9 protein-coding genes and 1 tRNA gene are annotated in these 18529 nt (G+C 45.5%); 5 read left to right on the top strand and 5 right to left on the bottom strand.

Features of this window, described 5'->3' with window-relative positions:
• Window positions 1–3: 3 nt before the first annotated feature.
• Window positions 4–1773 carry a GmrSD restriction endonuclease domain-containing protein gene (locus GQS64_RS10785; protein ID WP_198231578.1) on the top strand — a complete coding sequence of 590 codons (1770 nt, stop codon included), beginning with the start codon at window positions 4–6 and terminating at the stop codon, window positions 1771–1773.
• A 570-nt stretch (window positions 1774–2343) separates the two neighbouring features.
• On the opposite strand, the gene GQS64_RS10780 is transcribed toward GQS64_RS10785, so the two are convergent.
• Window positions 2344–2428, bottom strand: a tRNA-Leu gene (locus GQS64_RS10780).
• Between the two features lie 267 nt (window positions 2429–2695).
• On the opposite strand from GQS64_RS10780, the gene GQS64_RS10775 reads away from it, so the two are divergent.
• Window positions 2696–3016, top strand: a complete 321-nt coding sequence (locus tag GQS64_RS10775) for a hypothetical protein (RefSeq protein WP_198231577.1) — start codon at window positions 2696–2698, stop codon at window positions 3014–3016.
• 891 nt (window positions 3017–3907) lie between these two features.
• On the opposite strand, the gene GQS64_RS10770 is transcribed toward GQS64_RS10775, so the two are convergent.
• Both GQS64_RS10770 and dapB read right to left on the bottom strand, forming a co-directional pair.
• A complete protein-coding gene (locus tag GQS64_RS10770; protein ID WP_075914011.1) occupies window positions 3908–4525 on the bottom strand; it encodes a 2,3-bisphosphoglycerate-dependent phosphoglycerate mutase in 618 nt (205 codons plus the stop codon).
• A gap of 34 nt (window positions 4526–4559) precedes the next feature.
• A complete protein-coding gene (gene dapB / locus GQS64_RS10765; protein WP_198231576.1) occupies window positions 4560–5366 on the bottom strand; it encodes a 4-hydroxy-tetrahydrodipicolinate reductase in 807 nt (268 codons plus the stop codon).
• 718 nt (window positions 5367–6084) lie between these two features.
• On the opposite strand from dapB, the gene GQS64_RS10760 reads away from it, so the two are divergent.
• The 3 genes from GQS64_RS10760 to GQS64_RS10750 all read left to right on the top strand — a co-directional run bounded on the left by GQS64_RS10760 (window position 6085) and on the right by GQS64_RS10750 (window position 7958).
• Complete coding sequence (locus GQS64_RS10760; RefSeq protein WP_198231575.1) at window positions 6085–6717, top strand: hypothetical protein; 633 nt, start codon at window positions 6085–6087, stop codon at window positions 6715–6717.
• Between the two features lie 820 nt (window positions 6718–7537).
• Entirely contained in the window at window positions 7538–7675 is a 138-nt protein-coding gene (locus GQS64_RS10755; RefSeq protein ID WP_198231574.1) for a hypothetical protein, read from the top strand.
• A 19-nt stretch (window positions 7676–7694) separates the two neighbouring features.
• Entirely contained in the window at window positions 7695–7958 is a 264-nt protein-coding gene (locus GQS64_RS10750; RefSeq protein WP_198231573.1) for a hypothetical protein, read from the top strand.
• A 1122-nt stretch (window positions 7959–9080) separates the two neighbouring features.
• Here the strand turns inward: GQS64_RS10750 and GQS64_RS10745 are convergent.
• Both GQS64_RS10745 and GQS64_RS10740 read right to left on the bottom strand, forming a co-directional pair.
• On the bottom strand, window positions 9081–13337 hold the full coding sequence (locus tag GQS64_RS10745) for an autotransporter outer membrane beta-barrel domain-containing protein (protein ID WP_198231572.1): 4257 nt from the start codon (window positions 13335–13337) through the stop codon (window positions 9081–9083).
• 1457 nt (window positions 13338–14794) lie between these two features.
• Entirely contained in the window at window positions 14795–17917 is a 3123-nt protein-coding gene (locus tag GQS64_RS10740; RefSeq protein ID WP_198231571.1) for an autotransporter outer membrane beta-barrel domain-containing protein, read from the bottom strand.
• Window positions 17918–18529: the final 612 nt, after the last annotated feature.

Below are 18529 nucleotides of genomic sequence, written 5' to 3'. Positions count from 1 at the left end.
AACATGTCCGCCAAAACCGCTTTTACAAATGTGAGTTACGATCTTGCGGGATTGTTAAATGATTTGAAAATGGGAAGCATAGCTCTTCCTGATATTCAACGCCCTTTTGTCTGGTCAAATACCAAGGTGCGAGATCTTCTTGATTCCATGTATCGCGGTTTTCCAGTCGGCTATTTTCTATTTTGGGCAAATGCGCATGATGATCGCGCTCGTCAAATTGGCATTGAAAATAAGCAATATAAAAATCCGGCGCGGCTTATTATTGATGGACAGCAGCGTTTAACCTCACTCTATGCGGTGTTCAATAATCAAAAAGTTCTCGACAAGAATTATCAGGAGCGGCAGATTGAAATCGCCTTTCGACCACGTGATGCGCGTTTTGATGTTTGTGATGCAGCCGTAACTCGCGACCCGGAATATATTCCGAATATTTCGGTACTCTGGGAACCTGAGAAAACGGCCTTCACTGTTATCAATCAATTTCTTTCGAATTTGAAGGAGAGGGTAGAATTAAGTCCTAAAGATGAGCAACGTATTGCACAGAATATAGAGCGGCTGTTTAACTTGAAATCTTACCCGTTTACCGCTTTGGAAATAGAAGCAAATGTTGATGAAGAGCAGGTTTCCGATATTTTTGTGCGGATCAATAGCAAAGGTGTAAAACTCAATCAGTCTGATTTTATTCTCACACTTCTTTCGGTTTTCTGGCCCGAGGGCAGAAAGGAACTGGAAACATTCTGCCGCCAGTCACGTGAGATACCGAAAAGTGATGCGTCTCCGTTCAATCAACTCATCATGCCTGATCCAGGCCAGCTCTTACGTGTTTCTATCGCCCATGGTTTTGGTCGGGGACGTTTGCAAAGTGTATATCAAATATTGCGGGGAAAAGATCCCGAAACAGGCCTTTTTGATCCAGAACGTCGCGACAGGCAATTCGATACATTGAAAGAGGCGCAGGCGCAGGTACTCAAGCTGAGAAATTGGCATCAGTTTTTAAATGCAATCATCGGGGCAGGGTTTCGTAGCAGGGAGTTAATTTCATCAAAAATTACACTGCTTTATGCCTATATATTCTATTTAATGGGGCGGGAGCGGTATAAAATCGAAGAACACGATTTACAGCCTTTGATAAGCCGATGGTTTTTTGCAACATCTTTGACAGGACACTATACAAGTTCGTCAGAAACAACACTTGATGGCGATCTGGCGAGATTCAGAAATATCCGGAATGCGTCGATGTTCATGTCGGAATTGAATAACATGATCGCATCAATGCTGACCAATGATTTCTGGGAGATAACACTTCCTGATCGTTTGGATAATTCATCGGCAAATAATCCTGGTCTCTTTGCCTTTATTGCGGTTCAAAACATTCTTGGTGCCAGAGTTTTGTTCTCAACAAAATATGTTCGAGATTTGCTTGATCCGGAATTGAGACCGAATAAAAAAGCTCTTGACCGTCACCACCTGTTTCCAAAAAAATATCTGGAACGTCTAGGCATAGAAGATACGCAAATGACCAACCAGATCGCAAATTATGCACTGTTAGAATGGCCGGATAATATTGATATTAATGATGCAAAGCCTTCTGAGTATGTTCCATTGGTGTTGAAAACCCGAAATATTAATCAAGAGCAATGGCAAAAAATGTGCTACGAGCAAGCACTACCGGAAAATTGGCAAGAAATGTCTTATGAATCTTTTTTACCTGCAAGACGTAAACTCATGGCGGCTATGATCCGAAAAGGATATGAAAGTCTTAGTAGGATTTAATCAAGATGAGGAGAAATTTGCGAGAAGGTGCAAAAGAACTTATCTCGTTTCATATGCTTTGTGTGCAAATGCGAGAAAGAACGGCGCTGTTCGTTTAAGGTGGCAACACATCCATGATAGTGTGGCAATTATACGAGCGAGAAAAAGCGGGGTTAAAACGGTTGTCACTTCACTGTTTTTGCCCGTCTTAGCGTGGACGTTAAAAAAATCACCACCAAGCGATCTTGCCATTATTTAGGGAAGTGAAAATAAGCCTTTGACAGAAGAAACTTTCGGGAACTATTTCCGTGCAGCCTGCAATAGCGCAGGCGTTCTTAAGTTGGCTCATGGCGTTAGAAAGATAAGCGCAACACGTGCTGCTAATGCAGGGGCAACTGTGGCAGAACTTAAAGCACTATTCGGATGGACTGATGATGTAATCCGTCACTTTATAGGAGGTGTGCAGACGGCGTTCGGCTTGCCAAGGAAGCGATCACAAAACTGCAAAAATAGAACAAACTATAAACTTCTATGCTCTCGCCTAAAAAATAATTCAATAAAAACAATAAGTTATACGGTAAAAAATGGGAATGGTGCCCAGAAGAGGACTCGAACCTCCACGCCTTGCGGCACAGATACCTGAAACCTGCGCGTCTACCAATTCCGCCATCTGGGCATTGCGTTTCATCTAAGCTGGCAATCTTTAACTGTCAACCCGAATTTTATGTAGCCCACAAGCCATCGTGAAATTTATCTTGAAGACCATTTCACCGTTCCCGAAATTATAAAATTCCAGCGCTGGCAGGATAAAAGAACTTCCATGGTCGAGAGGCGCCGTAAAAGCGAACCAGTACGTCGTGAAAAGATCAATAAAGGGGAATGGCAGAGCTGTCACGTGACCGGCAGACCGGAATGCGCAACGGAAAGGCTGAGCTGTGTCTAAATGATTGCCGACGGATCGGCAACAGTGTTTCAAGCCGTTCAAGCCGGTTGTTGTGATGGGGGGGCGGGAAAAACAGCACAATTGGAACATAACAGCACCCGCGAAATTGAAACGAGTACAATAAAACGGTGTGCACGAAAAGAAGCGAGTAAAACAAAAGGAAAGGCGCGGGGAAAGAAGGAAGGCAAACAAAAGGAAATGGGCGGGAAAGACGGTCGTAAAACAAGAGAGGAAGCAAGGAAAAGAACTAAGCAAAAAAACAAATTGAACGAAAAAGATTTAAGCAAATCAAAATGGAGCGCATGTAAAAGCAGGAAGTAAAACAAAAGAGAGTGGACGCAACAGAAAGAAGTAAAACAAAAGAAAACGCACGGAAAAGAACTAAGCAAAACAAAACTAAATACACGAAAAATAGTTAAGCAAAGCAAAACGGTCGCATGTAAAAAGCAGGAAGTAAATCAAAAAGAAACCTACAGCGAAGAAGTTATTAAACAAAGGGAAGTGCTGGCAACAGAAGGAAGTAAAACAAACGAGATGCAAACAAATGAATAAAGTGGACGGAATAAAGCCGTCTTGATTGTTCGTCAATTGGGGGAAGTTCACCGCAACTGAAATAACGTAGATTTTTCTGTTTGCAATGTGGGGCAGTATAATGTCGTTAGGCAAATGTCTGGCAGTGTGATCTCAGGCAATGTAACGTCGGGCAATGTGATGTCAGGATTGCGATGCAGGCGGTGTAACGTTGATTAGTGTAATATCAGGAATGTAACGTTACGCAGAATAATGTCGAGCAGTGTAACGTCAGGCATAGAAATGCCGAGAAGTATGATTTCGGGCAGAGTGATGTCATGCAGTGGAACGTCTCGGAGAACAATGTCGGGCTATGTAAAGCCACGCAGAGTAATGCCGAGTGGTGCAATGTCGCGCAAAGTCATGTCAGGCGGTGAAATGTCGAGCAGTATGAAGTCTTGAGCAGGGTAATGTAAGGCAGTGTTATGTCTTGGGGTGTGGTTCTGACCATTTCAACGCCGCCCCCCCTTTAATCCCGTCTTTAATATTGCGCGTTGCATTTTTGCGCACCTCCGCTTCAGGATTTGTGGCTTCAGCTGTTAGCTATCAATTTTCATGGTGGTGACTGATAGAAAGCAGCGATTATAAAAAATGCCGGAGCAGATTTGTTCCGGCATGGCATAGGTTTGAATCGAGGTTTATCTATTCAAGCACTTTTTTGGAAGCAATTGTTGAATCGGCATTAAGCTCGTAAATCATGGGAACACCTGTTGCCAGCTCCCGCTTGACGATTTCTTCGCCGCTCAAGCCTTCCAAAGCCATGATGAGCGCACGCAATGAATTGCCATGGGCTGCAACGAGTACCGTTTCTTCACGCAGTACATGCGGCTGGATGTTATGAAGGTAATAAGGCCAAACGCGTGCACCTGTATCGCGCAAGCTTTCGCCGCCCGGAGGTGGAACATCGTAAGAGCGGCGCCAGATGTGAACCTGCTCTTCGCCCCATTTCTTGCGCGCATCATCTTTGTTGAGGCCGGAAAGGTCGCCATAGTCACGTTCGTTCAAAGCCTGATTTTTGATTGTTTCAAGCTTTGGCTGCCCCATTTCGTCAAGAATGTGCTGGCAGGTATGTTGTGCGCGTTGCAGAGCGGATGTGAAGGCAATGTCGAACTTCAATCCTGCTGCTTTCAGTTTTTTTCCGGCGGAGATTGCTTCTTCCAATCCTTTTTCAGAAAGATCGGGATCTTTCCATCCGGTAAACAGATTTTTCAGGTTCCACTCGCTTTGTCCGTGTCGAACCAAAACCAATATTCGCGACATTCTTTCCTCCTTGATAGGGGTTTACTCAAGTCAATTAATCATTAAGACCCAAAACATCGGCCATGGAATAAAGTCCATGCTTTTGCTTTTGTGCCCAGAGTGCAGCTTTCACCGCGCCATCGGCAAAAATCGAACGGTCCTGTGCAAGATGTGAAAGAACAATGCGCTCGTTTTCACCGGCAAACACCACCGAATGGTCACCGACCACAGTGCCACCGCGTAACGACGAAAAACCGATTGTACCGGCTTTTCTTTCGCCTGTATGCCCGTCACGCCCGCGCACACTCACTTCTGCCAAATTCTGATTGCGAGCCTCTGCGGCGGCTTCGCCTAAAAGCAGCGCTGTGCCGGAAGGGGCATCAACCTTTTTGCGGTGGTGCATTTCGGCAATCTCGATATCGTAATCTTCCATATTCAAGGCCTTGGCCGCTTTTTTGACGAGCCCCGCGAGCAGGTTTACGCCAAGGCTCATATTGCCTGATTTGACAATTGTTGCATGAGCGGCAGCCGCTTTGATCTTCTTCTCATTTTCTTCGGAAAAACCGGTAGTGCCAATCACATGGACAATGCGCGCCTGAGCGGCATAACCTGCATAAAGAACGCTTGCCTCCGGACTGGTAAAATCAAGAACACCTTCGACCTTGGCAAAAACCGGTAAAGGATCATCGGTAATGGTGATACCCAGAGGTTCCTGACCAATAAGGAGGCCTGCGTCTTTCCCTACAAATGGCGAATCCGATTTGACAATGGCGCCTTGAAGTTCGACACCTTCAATCCGCCCGATTGCCGAAAGCAGTTCTCTACCCATTCTACCATCAGCACCAACCACCGCCAAACGCATTGTCTTCTCCTGCAAATCATTTTTATTGCGAAATCATTATTTTACGTTTTATCTGATTGGCAAGAAAATGAGAAGAGCTTTAACCGGTGAATAAAGCGGCATTCCGTTTTTTAAAAAATTATTCGGTTGCCGAATTTTGAAGGCCGGTTTTCGCTATCTATGTCGTTTCCGTTCGCCATCTATAATTCGTTCATCTCTATTGCCGACAATTCCGGTTTTCTTTGCGACTTTTCATTTCGGAAAGGAATAATCGGCAATCGGAAAAATCGTTACGGAATGTTTTTTTGTAAAAACCGGATGCCGAGGGTGACGGCCTTTATCCAGGAAGAGGCGGTTGTTTTTTTAACTAAGGGTGACAGAAGGCTTTTTCCAATCAGGAACAATATTTTGCGTTTTATAAATAAAAGAAAGCCGAATCCGGTTTTGAAAGTGCAAGAGGTTTAACCGGAACGCCAAAATGATGAACTCGAAAGAATATTCATGTCACTCATATTCCATTCGGATTATTTTGATTTGCAGATTTAGAGAGAAAATATCATCAATAATCAATTTATAATAGAGCGATATTTTTGAAAAATTTGAATTTAAAAGTAAAATATAATATAATCAAAATAGCATTAATGAATAATGCCGATCGGGTCCATAAAGGCAGACATGATGGCTGTCATTTTCCCTTCATTTATGCATCAAGTGGGGTGGTGCATAAGAGGTGAGTCAAATGATAAACACATCCTATTCCGCTTATGGCATCAATCAACTTTCCACTCAGAATACGGCAACAACGTCCACCCCCAAGGGGAGTGATACAGCGACATCTGTTGCGGCCGAAAAGTTGAAACCTGCCCGTATCAACGTGACAGATGATGCTGAAAGTTTCAAAGGACTTTCGCGCAATCAACTTGCTGAAATCATGGCCAATAAAGATGGACTTTATACGGAAGACCAGCAGGATACAGCAGAGTTCTTCATTTATGAAATGGGCATGGATGAATATACGAGGGTCTATCAGGCGACTGGTAGTCATAGAGCAGGTTTCGAGGCGTTGATAAAGTTTGAAGATCAAGCAGGTCCTTTAGAAAAGCAGACGTTTCAATGGGCAAAAAGGCGCGCGAATGCTGTTGTCATTTACGAGAACTATGCTCGAAGCGATGGTGTTATTGCCAAGGATTATGACATCGCAAACAGTCTCTATAAAAAATTGAAAGCTTTCTATATTCGCATGTCTAACGAAAGTTCTATTGCTTTCCTCGCTGGTCGCGAAATGCCCGATCTTTACGGTGATCCGGAATATAAAAAGATAAAATCGGATTTTTATGCAGAAAACAGAACGGGCTTCAAATTTACTGTTTGAGCCGGTTGTAATTCTTCGCCAGCAGAAATTATAATCAAGTTGAAGATTGAAATCGCCGGAATTGGCTTGGCTGGCAAAAAATATGTTGCCTGTGCATCAAGAAGCATAGCCGTATGTGAGCGGGCTTGAAGGATTATTTCCGGCGAGAAAAAGCGGGATTTCGTTTTAGTTGAACAAAAGTTTATTAATAGTTTTAAGTAAAATATTTGTTTTTTATTTCAATATTTTAAAAGAAAGAAAATAATCAATATTTCTATTTGTCGTTTCATTAGCACTTCAGTCAGAGATTATGCGCTTTCTTCTGTTGTGAGTTGGGGTGTGATTTGGGGTGAGTTTTAAAAATATCATTATAGAACTGTCAGGAAAAATATTTTTAAAAATCACAAAAAAGATAAATATAGAAAATATTTATATATTTCAAATTCTCATAATTATGCACAAAAAAACCGTTAATTGATTATAAAAAAGATAAAATGAATTATAATATATTGCAGCTATAGGCTCGATTGGAATTTTGTATTATTTTATTAACGGGCATCCATGAAGAATGTTGAATTTTCGGTGGGGGAGCCATGATAGCTTGAAACCGTATATCACCTGTGGAGAGGTGATATAGTCAATATCAACACAAACATGAATGTTGGTTATTCCAACTCTGAAACTGCATTAAAAATTCTACGTGAGGCGTTAAGCAATAGCGGAAATACAGCCGCTGATAAATCCAGCGCCAAAACAGTGAGCCGAGAGTAAAGAACAGAAAAAGCAGAGCGAGGTCAAAGATCATTCGCGTCCTCTACCTCTTGGTGCAGATCAAGCGCCAATGAGTGGCGGGGAAATTTCCGATTTTTCCGAAGTCGTTGGTTTACTTCAGGATGCAATGGGCAAAGATTTCAATATCAATGATTATCAGCCCTATAAAGATGCCAGAATGATTATCACTGTTCAGAGTTTTTTTTGAATCGGACGATGCAGACCGTTTGACAGATGAGCAATATCAGAAAATTGCCGTGGCTTATGCGAAAGAAATATTGGCCTATTGGCCGTGTGCCGATCGGAACGAGTTTTTACAAGCGGTGGAGAACGATAGCGTCGAAGTGATTGGCCGTTCCGACTATGATACGCATCCTCTCTTTGGTGGAGCAGATGAAAATTTCCTCAATAACGTCAAGCAATTGGAAGCTTCAGGCAAAATGGTCAGAGGTTTTCAATTTGGAAACAGAATGGTTGGCGTGATTTTTTAAATCGGGAAGGGTATCTCTCTCTCGTCAAAACAGAGAGCGAAAAAATAGGAGGTGAAATGACTGGCCTGTTTTATCTTTTTATCACCGGTTGAAACCGGTTATAAAACAGCAACTTGTTTCACCCTTTACAATTTTTTGCAAACCCTTTGCCACTTGTTAAAGTGACATTGCAGGCTTTGTTAGAATGCTGAAGATTTTTCACTTTTCCCTTGGTTTTTCAAGGCCGAGACAATTGGCGGACGCTTTCATGAAAGGGGCGGGCGGGTCACTTTGGCGAACGCATTTGACCGGTCGTTCCGGCAAAAGGATTTGACAGGTTGCGTTGACGAAATGATCCGGCGGGCCACTTTGGCAAAAGGATTTGATAGGCCGTTGTGACAAGGGGGAATGAATGGCTATTTTAGCAAATTGAGAGACCGCTTTGGAAAAAGGGTTTCGCAAAGCTGTTTGAAAGTCAATTGATCGACTTCTTAACAGGATTTGTTGATCTAACAGTCAATAGAACGGTGATGGTCGTTTGCGTTGTTTTGCGCCGGTTTAAGAGGCGGCGCGTTTGCCGGTCGAGTGGAGGCGGGGTGGTGTTCAGTAATCGGAAGATGTGCCCGAAAATGCTTTGTCTTGACGGAAAAATCTGCTTCGCCTTTGAAACAGGATGATCTTGCATGGATCTTTTACCGGAACAATTCTGCTTTCGCATTTGATTGATACGATCTTGTCTTGGATATTCGCCGGAACAATTCTGCGCGTCAAGTGCCCCGATAAGATCATCTATTGAAGCCTCGCCGACAAACTTCGGCGTTGTTCATTCGCAAACTTTTGCGTGTCCTGCTTTTTCTGCTTTCTGCGTTCTTTCTGCCTCTCACGCTTTTCAGGTTTTTCGGGCTTTATCTGCTTTTCGCGCTCGCTATCTTTCGTGTGGATTTTAATTCGTCAAAAAAGCCTTACGGAGTGTCTTCTGTAAGGCTTCAATTCATTGTTTGTCAAAATCTATAAGACAAGAATTTCCTGTCAGTCAAAATCAATTCTGCAAAGCGCAACTTTTTGAAATTGGCTAAGCGTAACTGTTGCAAAATGCAAAGCTTTGCCAAAGCTTGAAACTTTGCTTTGCCAAAGCGTGTTTTATCAGAACTCGTATTTGAGTTTGATACCGCCACCGCCACCCTGACGGGCGCCGACATAGCCTTGACCATCAACATTGATTGTCAAAGCTTTGTTGTCTCTCAACGGGTTCATCTTGAAGCCTGCTTCAAAAATGCCGGTCGAGCCTTCAAGTGACGGTTTGTGCAAATCGAATTCATAGGCTTTTGCACCGACATCGCCATCAAACTCGTAATCATAAGTTGCGCCGATATAAGGCTTGAACCAGTCATTATATTGATAGGAATAACGGGAGCCGAGTTCGATACGTGAACTCGTCGAACTGTCGAAATGCAATTTTTCTTTGTCGATTTTAACCGTATCGCTTTCCATACGCGTCCATAAATAGCGGCCATAGACATCAAGGGCGCGCCGGTCATCAAAATTGAAAACATAGCCGCCCGTGACATGGCCACCGAAATAATTGGCCGTGCTGTCATAAGAACCGCGGTAGTCGACCTCCTGTTCCTCAAGACCGAATTTGCGACCGGCAGTAAACTTCCCGTCCGACTGGCCGAAACGCAAAGATGCATCGGCATAAAGCCCGTCCGTTTCGTCGGGTTTCAGATTTTTCACCAATCCGAGACCGGTTCCTGCAAATTCAAGACGGGCGAAAATGCCACCGCCTTTATAATCGCTGTCACCGTCACCTTTGACAGAAGCAAAGCGGTCGAAACTGTTATGGGTGTCATAAGTACCGCGGCCATATTCAAAGAATGCGCCGGTCGTGACTTTATGACCGGCTTCAAGGTTAAAGCCGAAAGCAAGACCGGCAATCATGTTGAAACCGTCAATCTCGACATGGCTTCCTGTCTGATAACGGGAGGAAGAGCCGCCGGTCATGATAAAGGGAACATAGAGCGGATGATTGATGCGGTTATCCGTTGTTGTTGCCATATTGCTAATTGTGCCCATGCTGTTGGCAATAACATCGGAGCCTTGCGAAACAAAGCCGAGGCTTGCTGCACGACCTTCCGAATAAGCCTTCGACTGCGGGTTCAATTGTGCGGCCGATTGCCCCGGATTGTTGTGATTGCCGCCATTATTGCCACCGGTATTATCACCGCCACCAGTGTTACCACCGGTATTGTCTCCACCGCCGGTATGATCGCCACCACCGGTATTATCACCGGTGTGATCGTGATCTTCACCATGATCGTGATCGGGAGTTTTGTCGGTTTTCTTGTTAATTTGCAGAATGAAAGCGGTGTTGTCTCCGGCCTTATTTTGTTTAAGCGTTGTATCGTAAAAGATAAATTGACCCTGTTTGAGCGCATAGGAAGCAGGTGACCAACTGCCGGCAGATTTATCAATCAAAGTGATGGCGTCACCGGCAATAAAGCGTGGTGCTTTCGCGTCCAGTTGGGCGATTGTGTGCTTGGTATTGGTCAAATCAACCGGTGTACCGCCTTCGGCAATTTTTATCACTGTATCGCCATTTTTGGTATCGGTCGGCAAAGTCCAGTTATAATTTTCAAAATTATAGATACCGGAAACGGTTCCGCGGTAACCGTTGAGATTGAGAGTATTGCCGGAAAAAACATCGGCTGTGAGGCAGTCTTGACCATCACCACTAAGGCTGCGACCACCCCAGATCGAGCCGTATTGTGTGACATTTCCGCTCTCATCGCGTTCGCCAATGACGATCTGGTCGCCGTTAAGAGTTACGGTATTGTGGTTGGCATTGCCGCCGAACCCCACCTCGCTATTGATGAGCTGATTTTTGTCGTTAAAGTGAGTGCCGGCTTTTCCACCTTGTGAAAGACCGCCATAAATATCTTTATTGATTGCGGATTTTCCGGAAATTTCAATTGTATTGCCACTGACATCACCGGCATCACCACCCTTGCCGCCGTTTTTGTCAATGCTGTTGCTAATGTCGCCAAAGCCACCGTCTCCGCCAATGCTGACGCCGCCATAAACCCCGTATTTATGATCGCCATTAGGGCTCGTTTTCGTGCCATAAAGTGTCACGTCGGTCAAACTGATACGGTTATTGGTGACATTGCCACCTTTGCCGCCATTACCATTGGTTTGTGTCGCGTCATATCCTATTCCGCCAGCACCACCGACACTTGCACCACCATAGATACTTCCGCCATCCGAACCGCGAATACCGGACCCTTCATTGCTATTGTTTTCGCCATCGATATTTCCGGCAGCGCCGCCAGCACCACCGTGAAGTTCTACCCGTTCAAGGATAATGATATTGCCACTCACAGTACCGGCATTGCCACCAGTGCCGTTTTTCAATCCCCCTTGCGAACCATAGCCACCGGCACCACCAAGGCTGATCCCGCCAAAAACGCTGCCGCCGCCAGCGCCACCGGCACCGCTGCCACCCATACTAACACTCTTGTCGCCTTCTTCGTCCAAGATTGTAATCGTATGGGAAATTGACCCGCCGGTACCGCCCGCATTGCCGTTCAATGTGGAATCGACAATCTTAATCCGGTTATTGGTAACATCGCCGCTATCGCCGCCATTGCCATTATATTTCTTTGAATTCGAGCCGTTGCCACCGCCGCCGCCGGTACTCAAACCGCCGATAACACTGCCGCCGCCTATGCCGCCAATGCCGCCACCTTGACCGCCTTTGCCGCCAATACCGCCATTCAGTGTTGTGTGATCGAGAGAAATAATATTGTTGCTGACAACTCCGCTACTGCCGCCATTACCGCCTCTACTCTCGCTATTTTCCGTGTTTGATTTTGCGTCACCGGCACCACCGGCCCCTCCCATGGAAAGACCGCCAAAAACCGTACCGCCGCCAGCGCCACCGGCACCACCACCACTTGTTGTGCTCGAGCCGCCAGCGCCGCCAGCGCCTCCGTCAATCGTGACATCAACCAATGTAACGCTATTGGATTTTACATAATCGGCGACACCTCCATTACCGCTCGACGTATCAGCCGCATAGCCGGAGCCACCGGCACCGCCGATTGTCATGCCGCCAAAAATCAGACCACCACCCATGCCACCAACGCCACCGCCGCTATTGGGTGCGCCGTCACCGCCTTTACCGGCATTTCCGCCTTTGATTGTTACATGGTTCAGGATGAGCTCGTTATCATGGATGGCGCCACTATTACCGCCATCAGCATTCGAGGCGCCGCTACCTCCGGCAAAACCACCTCCGCCGGCAATTGCCAGTCCGCCTCCGATGATACCGCCACCCAGACCAGCCGTTCCGCCACTCCCGTTATCGTTAATGGTCGAGCCGCCATTACCGCCGTCGGCTCCGGTCAAAGTTACATCCGTTAAAATAACGTGGTTATCGGAGATGACACCGGTTGATCCACCCTGACTATTATGTTGGGTTCCGCTATAGCTGGTGCCACCGGCACCGCCGATAGAAACACCGCCCAACACACTTGCACCGCCAAAGCCCGCGGTACTTCCACCGGCTTTCGACCCACCATTGCCGCCTTTGCCACCATAAAGGTCGGTTTTTTTCAAAGTGACATAATTGCCGCTTATGTCGCCTCCGCTGCCACCATTTGAACCATCGGCGGTTGAATGTGTAGACCAGGCTCCGGCACCACCGATACTGATTGCGCCAAAAACCGAACCACCCCCCATGCCGCCAACAGTGCTTCCACGATGGTTGTCATCGGGTGAACTATTTCCCTCACCTGCATCGGCTCCATGAATGGCGACATTATCAAGGGTAACATGAACGCCCTTGATGTAACCGCCATTTCCTCCCAAGGCCGCATTCGTACCATCATAGGCGGTACTCCCCGGTGCGCCTGCACTGAGGCCACCAAAAACCGAACCACCCCCCATGCCACCAAGTCGACCGGCTTGTTCGGCATTTGTTGCTTTATTTCCGGCTCCGCTCCAGTCATATTCAACATCTTTGACCGACACGATCGCCCCTGTGTTAGAGGCTCCGTCAATGCCATTATTGCCTGTCACATCATATTGCACAGAAGCAAAGCCATAGACATTATAGGGAGCAACAGTGTTTTCCCAATGCGTTCTTTGCCCCGCGACTGCCCCTTTAACGGTCAGTGTATTGGTTTGATCGCTCGTGCGCGGGAGAAGGCTCATGCGGGAAGCATTTATATCTGTCGGATCTGCGGTTAAAACGCTGTTATCAGTGCCGTCATAGGTAAGCTCGTCCGCTCTCACCTCTTCCACTGTCATGGCTGAAAAAGCCACAGCCGAAAGAACGATGCACGAGGCAGCGTTTAACAAGACCTTCGAGAGGGGGCTGTATTTAGAAGAAAGGTGCATAAAATTTCCTCGCTCTTTCATGGCCAAGGCCGGAGTCGCAAAAAAACAAGAAGCGCTCTTCATCGGCAGATAGCCGATTAATCGATGGCGCATGAATCAAACGCAGTCTATCTTGATCCATTGAAATTTAAAAGGAGAAAAACACAAAATTATGAAATCAATAATAAATAGAAAATAACACAAAAAAATTCTAATTAATAAAATAAAATAAAATGTATTTTAACTTATTTTTTTATAAAATAAAATAACATAATAAAAATAATATATATATTTATGTCGTTAAATATTAAAAAATAGTATTATAAATATAATAAATTAGCTGGCATAATAACTTTGTTTTAATGTTAATTCTCAATATGAATAAAAGTGAAAATCGGTTTCCTGTAATAGTTTTTCGGGAAGCAAAAACATAGAATGCTATTTGAAAAATGATGGTTTTAGCGGCGTTAAAAAGCGAATAATAGAATTTCATCCTTGGCTTTTCTTCACCATTCGGGAGGATTTGTCTGGCGTTTGGCGGTATTCTCTAAAAACCGGTGGAGATTGCAACACTATGCTTTTTGACAAAGTTTGAAAAAATATCACAAAACAGGTTGGCCATTTTGAGTCATTAAGGTTTTCCGGTTTTGCTGATAGCAGGCAATCGCACAAGAAATCCAACTGTTGGAGAAAAATTGGTGATTGTGGAAGATTGTCGAAAAACCGCTTTGTCGAGAGATGGGCAAAACTTTTGCAGGAAGAAGAGAGCGATAAAATATAAACCAATTCCGGAATTGCCAGACAATTAAAAAGCAAGATACCGCTTAAAGAATTTTAGAATTGAAGAATTTTAGAGTTGAAGAATTTTATAGCGGGTTTCTTTTGAAATTGCGGATGTGTTTCTCGTCAATAGGTGTGAGGATGGCATTCGCGAAAAGTCAAAAGCAAAATTTTCCGGAATGAAAAGACCAAAATGAAAAGACCGGAATGAGATGAATAGGGTGGGGGGCGAAAAAAGTCGCCCGCAATAAAGGCGGTAAAGCCGAAAAGGGAGTGTTCCCCATGAAATCCGGATTTATTCGGGGGCGAAAACCGGCCTAACAAAGCCCGGTTTTTCGCAATCTCTCCGGCGAGAGGTGGTCTTCTTGAGACTTTGCTCTCTAAAAGCCTGAGACTTTACTCTGTAAACGCCTGAAACATTGATTTGAAAAAGTCTGAAACTTTGCCTTGCCAAAGTCTGAAACTCTGCTTTGCCAAAGCTTGAAACTTTGCCTTGCCAAAGCTTGAAACTTTGCTTTGCCAAAGTCTGAAACTTTGCTTTGCCAAAGCTTGAAACTTTGCCTTGCCAAAGTTTGAAACTCCGCTTAGTCAAAGCTTGAAACTTTGCTTTGCCAAAGTCTGAAACTTTGCTTTGCCAAAGTTCGAGATATACCCTTTGCCAAAGCGTGTTTTATCAGAACTCGTAAAAGCGTGTTTTATCAGAACTCGTATTTGAGTTTGACACCGCCACCGCCACCCTGACGGGCGCCGACATAACCCTGACCATCAACATTGATTGTCAAAGCTTTGTTGTCTCTCAACGGGTTCATCTTGAAACCGGCTTCAAAAATGCCGGTCGAGCCTTCAAGTGACGGTTTGTGCAAATCGAATTCATAAGCTTTTGCACCGACATCGCCATCAAACTCGTAATCATAAGTTGCGCCGATATAAGGCTTGAACCAATCATTATATTGATAGGAATAACGGGAGCCAAGCTCGATACGTGAACTCGTCGAACTGTCGAAATGCAATTTTTCTTGGTCGATTTTAACCGTATCGCTTTCCATACGCGTCCATAAATAGCGGCCATAGACATCAAGAGCACGCCGGTCATCAAAATTGAAGACATAGCCGCCCGTGACATGGCCACCGAAATAATTGGCCGTGCTGTCATAAGAACCGCGATAGTCGACCTCCTGTTCCTCAAGACCGAATTTGCGACCGGCAGTAAACTTCCCGTCCGACTGGCCGAAACGCAAAGATGCATCGGCATAAAGCCCGTCCGTTTCGTCGGGTTTCAGATTTTTCACCAATCCGAGACCGGTTCCGGCAAATTCAAGACGGGCGAAAATGCCACCGCCTTTATAATCGCTGTCACCGTCACCTTTGACAGAAGCGAAACGGTCGAAACTGTTATAGGTGTCATAAGTGCCGCGGCCATATTCAAAGAATGCGCCGGTCGTGACTTTATGACCGGCTTCAAGGTTAAAGCCGAAAGCAAGACCGGCAATCATGTTGAAACCGTCAATCTCGACATGGCTTCCGGTTTGATAACGGGAGGAAGAACCGCCGGTCATGATAAAGGGAACATAGAGCGGATGATTGATGCGGTTATCCGTTGTTGTTGCCATACTGCTAATTGTGCCCATGCTGTTGGCAATAACATCGGAGCCTTGCGAAACAAAGCCGAGGCTTGCTGCACGACCTTCCGAATAAGCCTTCGACTGCGGGTTCAATTGTGCGGCCGATTGCCCCCCTTGGTAAATATTTCCGCCGCCATTATTGCCGCCAGTGTTATTTTCGCCGCTGGAATTGCCTCCGCCGTTTCCGCCACTATTGCCGCCAGTGTTATTTTCGTTGCCGTTTTCGTCGCTATTGTTTCCGGTTGTGCCGTCATTTTGTCTTCTGGCAATTTTCAGAACAAGAGCATTATCGCTGTCGTGCGTCTGCTGAAGTTTTGCCTGATAGACAATGAATTGCCCTTGATGGATGGTGTAAGCGCTTTGTGCGTTCAGTGTTCCGCTGGTTTTGTCGATCAAAGTGACGATATTGCCGGTTTCAAGGCGGTTCCCCGAAGGAGCCATATCGGCAATTGTATGGTTGGTATTGGTGAGATCAACAGCCTTGCCGCCTTCGGCAATTTTTATCAAGGTATCGCCATTTTTCACATCGGTCGGCAAAATCCAGTGATAATTCTGGAAATTATAAATGCCGGAGACTTTACCGCGATAGCCGTCAAGAGTGAGAGTGTTACCGGTAAAGACATTGGCCAATTCATTGATTGTGCCGTCGCCTTTCAGGCTGTAACCGCCATAAATTGCGCCGTAACTTACTATATTGCCGCTTGCGTCGCGCTTGCCGATGGTTATTCCATCGCCTTCAAGTGTAATGGCATTTCCAGTTATGTCGCCAGACAAACCTGTTTTCGCTTTTTCGCCGGCTGCACCACCTTGCGAAAAGCCGCCATAAACATTGCCGGAGATATGGGTTTTTCCGGAAATGACGATTGTATTGTCTTTAACATCGCCACCTTTTCCGGCCGTGCTTTCTCTGCCATCACCATCTCCGCTTGCTCCGCCGATACTGGCCCCGCCAAAAACCGAGCCGCCCTCAAGCCCGTCAATTCCGGCACCGCCCGTACTACCTTTTCCTCCACTTCTGCCGACATTGCCGGCATTCAAAGTGACATTGTCGAGAAGAATATGATTGTTGTAAACGTTTCCACCTTTGCCAGATGTTTTTGTGCCAAAACCATTGGCACTGGAGATGGATAAACCGCCGAAGACAGAGCCACCAGCCACGCCACCATTGCCAGAACCGGCATCATCTTTCGACAAACCGCCATTTCCGCCATTTCCGCCAGTCAATGTGACATCGACAAGAGAAATTTGATTATCATGGACTGCACCGCCATCACCGGCTTCAAGAGGCCCACCTGCAGCACCGATACTGACACCACCAAAGACGGAGCCGCCGCCGAAACCACCTAGACCTCCCGCGTTATCATCCATATCGGGATTAGCTCCGCCATTGCCACCAGCACCGCCAATGAGGGTTACATTTTTCAAACTTATTGTATTATTGAATACGTCACCGCCGTTTCCGCTGTCGCCCTCTTCGTCATCATGGTCGAACGCGTATTCGGTAACTCCAATGCTCAATCCACCAAAAATAGAAGCTCCTCCCATGCCTCCGATACTGCTTCCTGCAACGGTTGACATCACGTTTTTTTCATTCGCTGCATTGCCGCCATTACCGCCCGTCACGCTGACATTTTCAAGGATAATGGAGTTTCCGGAAATGCTTTTGCCATGTACTCCGTTCTTTTGTTCCTCATTACCGCTTGTATTTGAAGCATTGCCATAGCTCAGCCCGCCGATTATGGAACCGCCGCCGAATTGACCGGGTTGAGAATAAGAATGGTTATTTTCGGCAGTAGTGGCTGACCAGTCATAGGAAACATTTTTTATGATGAGGTTGTTAGCGGAGATATTATCGCTAAGGGGGTGGGAAGCCGCTTTATTTTCCTCGAAGATATCGACCCCGCCATAAATAATATAAGGCGCAATGGCGCCATCTGTTGTCGACCATTCTATCTGCTTGTCTGACCCGCCAATGACTGTGACGGTATTTCCGGAAAGGTTAGTTTGCGAATAGAGGCTTTTATATTGATCGGAATTCGATGTGGAATCCTTGAGAAGCAGGCTATTATCACTTCCATTATAGCTGATCTCGCCGGCTAAAGCGCGATTTGCAACAAGGCTTGTGGAAGCGGTTATGCCTATTGCCGCAGAAAAGGCACATAGCGAAACCGAATGCAAATATTTCAGTTTGAATGACATGATAAAACCCCGAGAAGCAAATGAAAGTGCAGCTCTTCCAAAGAAATCTGGTAATTCGCCGAACGAGTTTTTTAAGAGCTATCAAACAGGAAAGCAAGGCCGATATGGCATACGCCACACATATCGTTAACACAAAAATAATATTTTGCGTTTGCATTTTTAAAAATTTATAAATTGAAAGTACATTTTTTGCCGGATTGACCGTATGAAACTTCAAACGGAACGGGAAAAATTTTGTCGGTTTAAATAATTTTCTGTTTCAATAAAAAGTGTCAGGTAAAAGGCAGGTTATGTGAGCACTGAAAAGACGAAGAAGATTGTCGCGATAGGGTGAAAAAATGCCTTCAAGTGGTTAACAGTGTCGATCATTCCGCTTGATCGTTGTCGGGGCTTTATCGGGCGAAAATTGGTTTTATAGTTCCGCTTGATTGTTGTCGGGACTTTGTCGGGCGAAAATTGGTTTTATAGACGTCAATCGGGATTGGTTACTATATTCGGGGTGTTTCCTGTTTACTCCGGTTTTTAACCGGTATTTTTGACTTTAACAGGTATGATAGAAAAGGAACGGGCCTTACTTATCAAGCATGAAGCGAGCGGGATCACGGACACAGG

Origin of the sequence: Bartonella sp. P0282 (genome assembly GCF_048452985.1) — a bacterium.
Lineage (GTDB): Bacteria > Pseudomonadota > Alphaproteobacteria > Rhizobiales > Rhizobiaceae > Bartonella > Bartonella choladocola.
The sequence above is the reverse complement of the archived record's forward strand: the minus strand, read 5'-3'. Positions and strand labels throughout refer to the sequence as shown.

Excerpts from the sequence above, each read along its gene's own strand:
- dapB (WP_198231576.1), bottom strand. The coding sequence starts at position 5,366 with ATGCGTTTGGCGGTGGTTGGTGCTGATGGTAGAATGGGTAGAGAACTG.
- GQS64_RS10775 (WP_198231577.1), top strand. The coding sequence starts at position 2,696 with ATGATTGCCGACGGATCGGCAACAGTGTTTCAAGCCGTTCAAGCCGGT.
- GQS64_RS10755 (WP_198231574.1), top strand. The coding sequence starts at position 7,538 with ATGAGTGGCGGGGAAATTTCCGATTTTTCCGAAGTCGTTGGTTTACTT.
- GQS64_RS10785 (WP_198231578.1), top strand. The coding sequence starts at position 4 with ATGTCCGCCAAAACCGCTTTTACAAATGTGAGTTACGATCTTGCGGGA.
- GQS64_RS10760 (WP_198231575.1), top strand. The coding sequence starts at position 6,085 with ATGATAAACACATCCTATTCCGCTTATGGCATCAATCAACTTTCCACT.
- GQS64_RS10770 (WP_075914011.1), bottom strand. The coding sequence starts at position 4,525 with ATGTCGCGAATATTGGTTTTGGTTCGACACGGACAAAGCGAGTGGAAC.
- GQS64_RS10740 (WP_198231571.1), bottom strand. The coding sequence starts at position 17,917 with ATGTCATTCAAACTGAAATATTTGCATTCGGTTTCGCTATGTGCCTTT.
- GQS64_RS10745 (WP_198231572.1), bottom strand. The coding sequence starts at position 13,337 with ATGCACCTTTCTTCTAAATACAGCCCCCTCTCGAAGGTCTTGTTAAAC.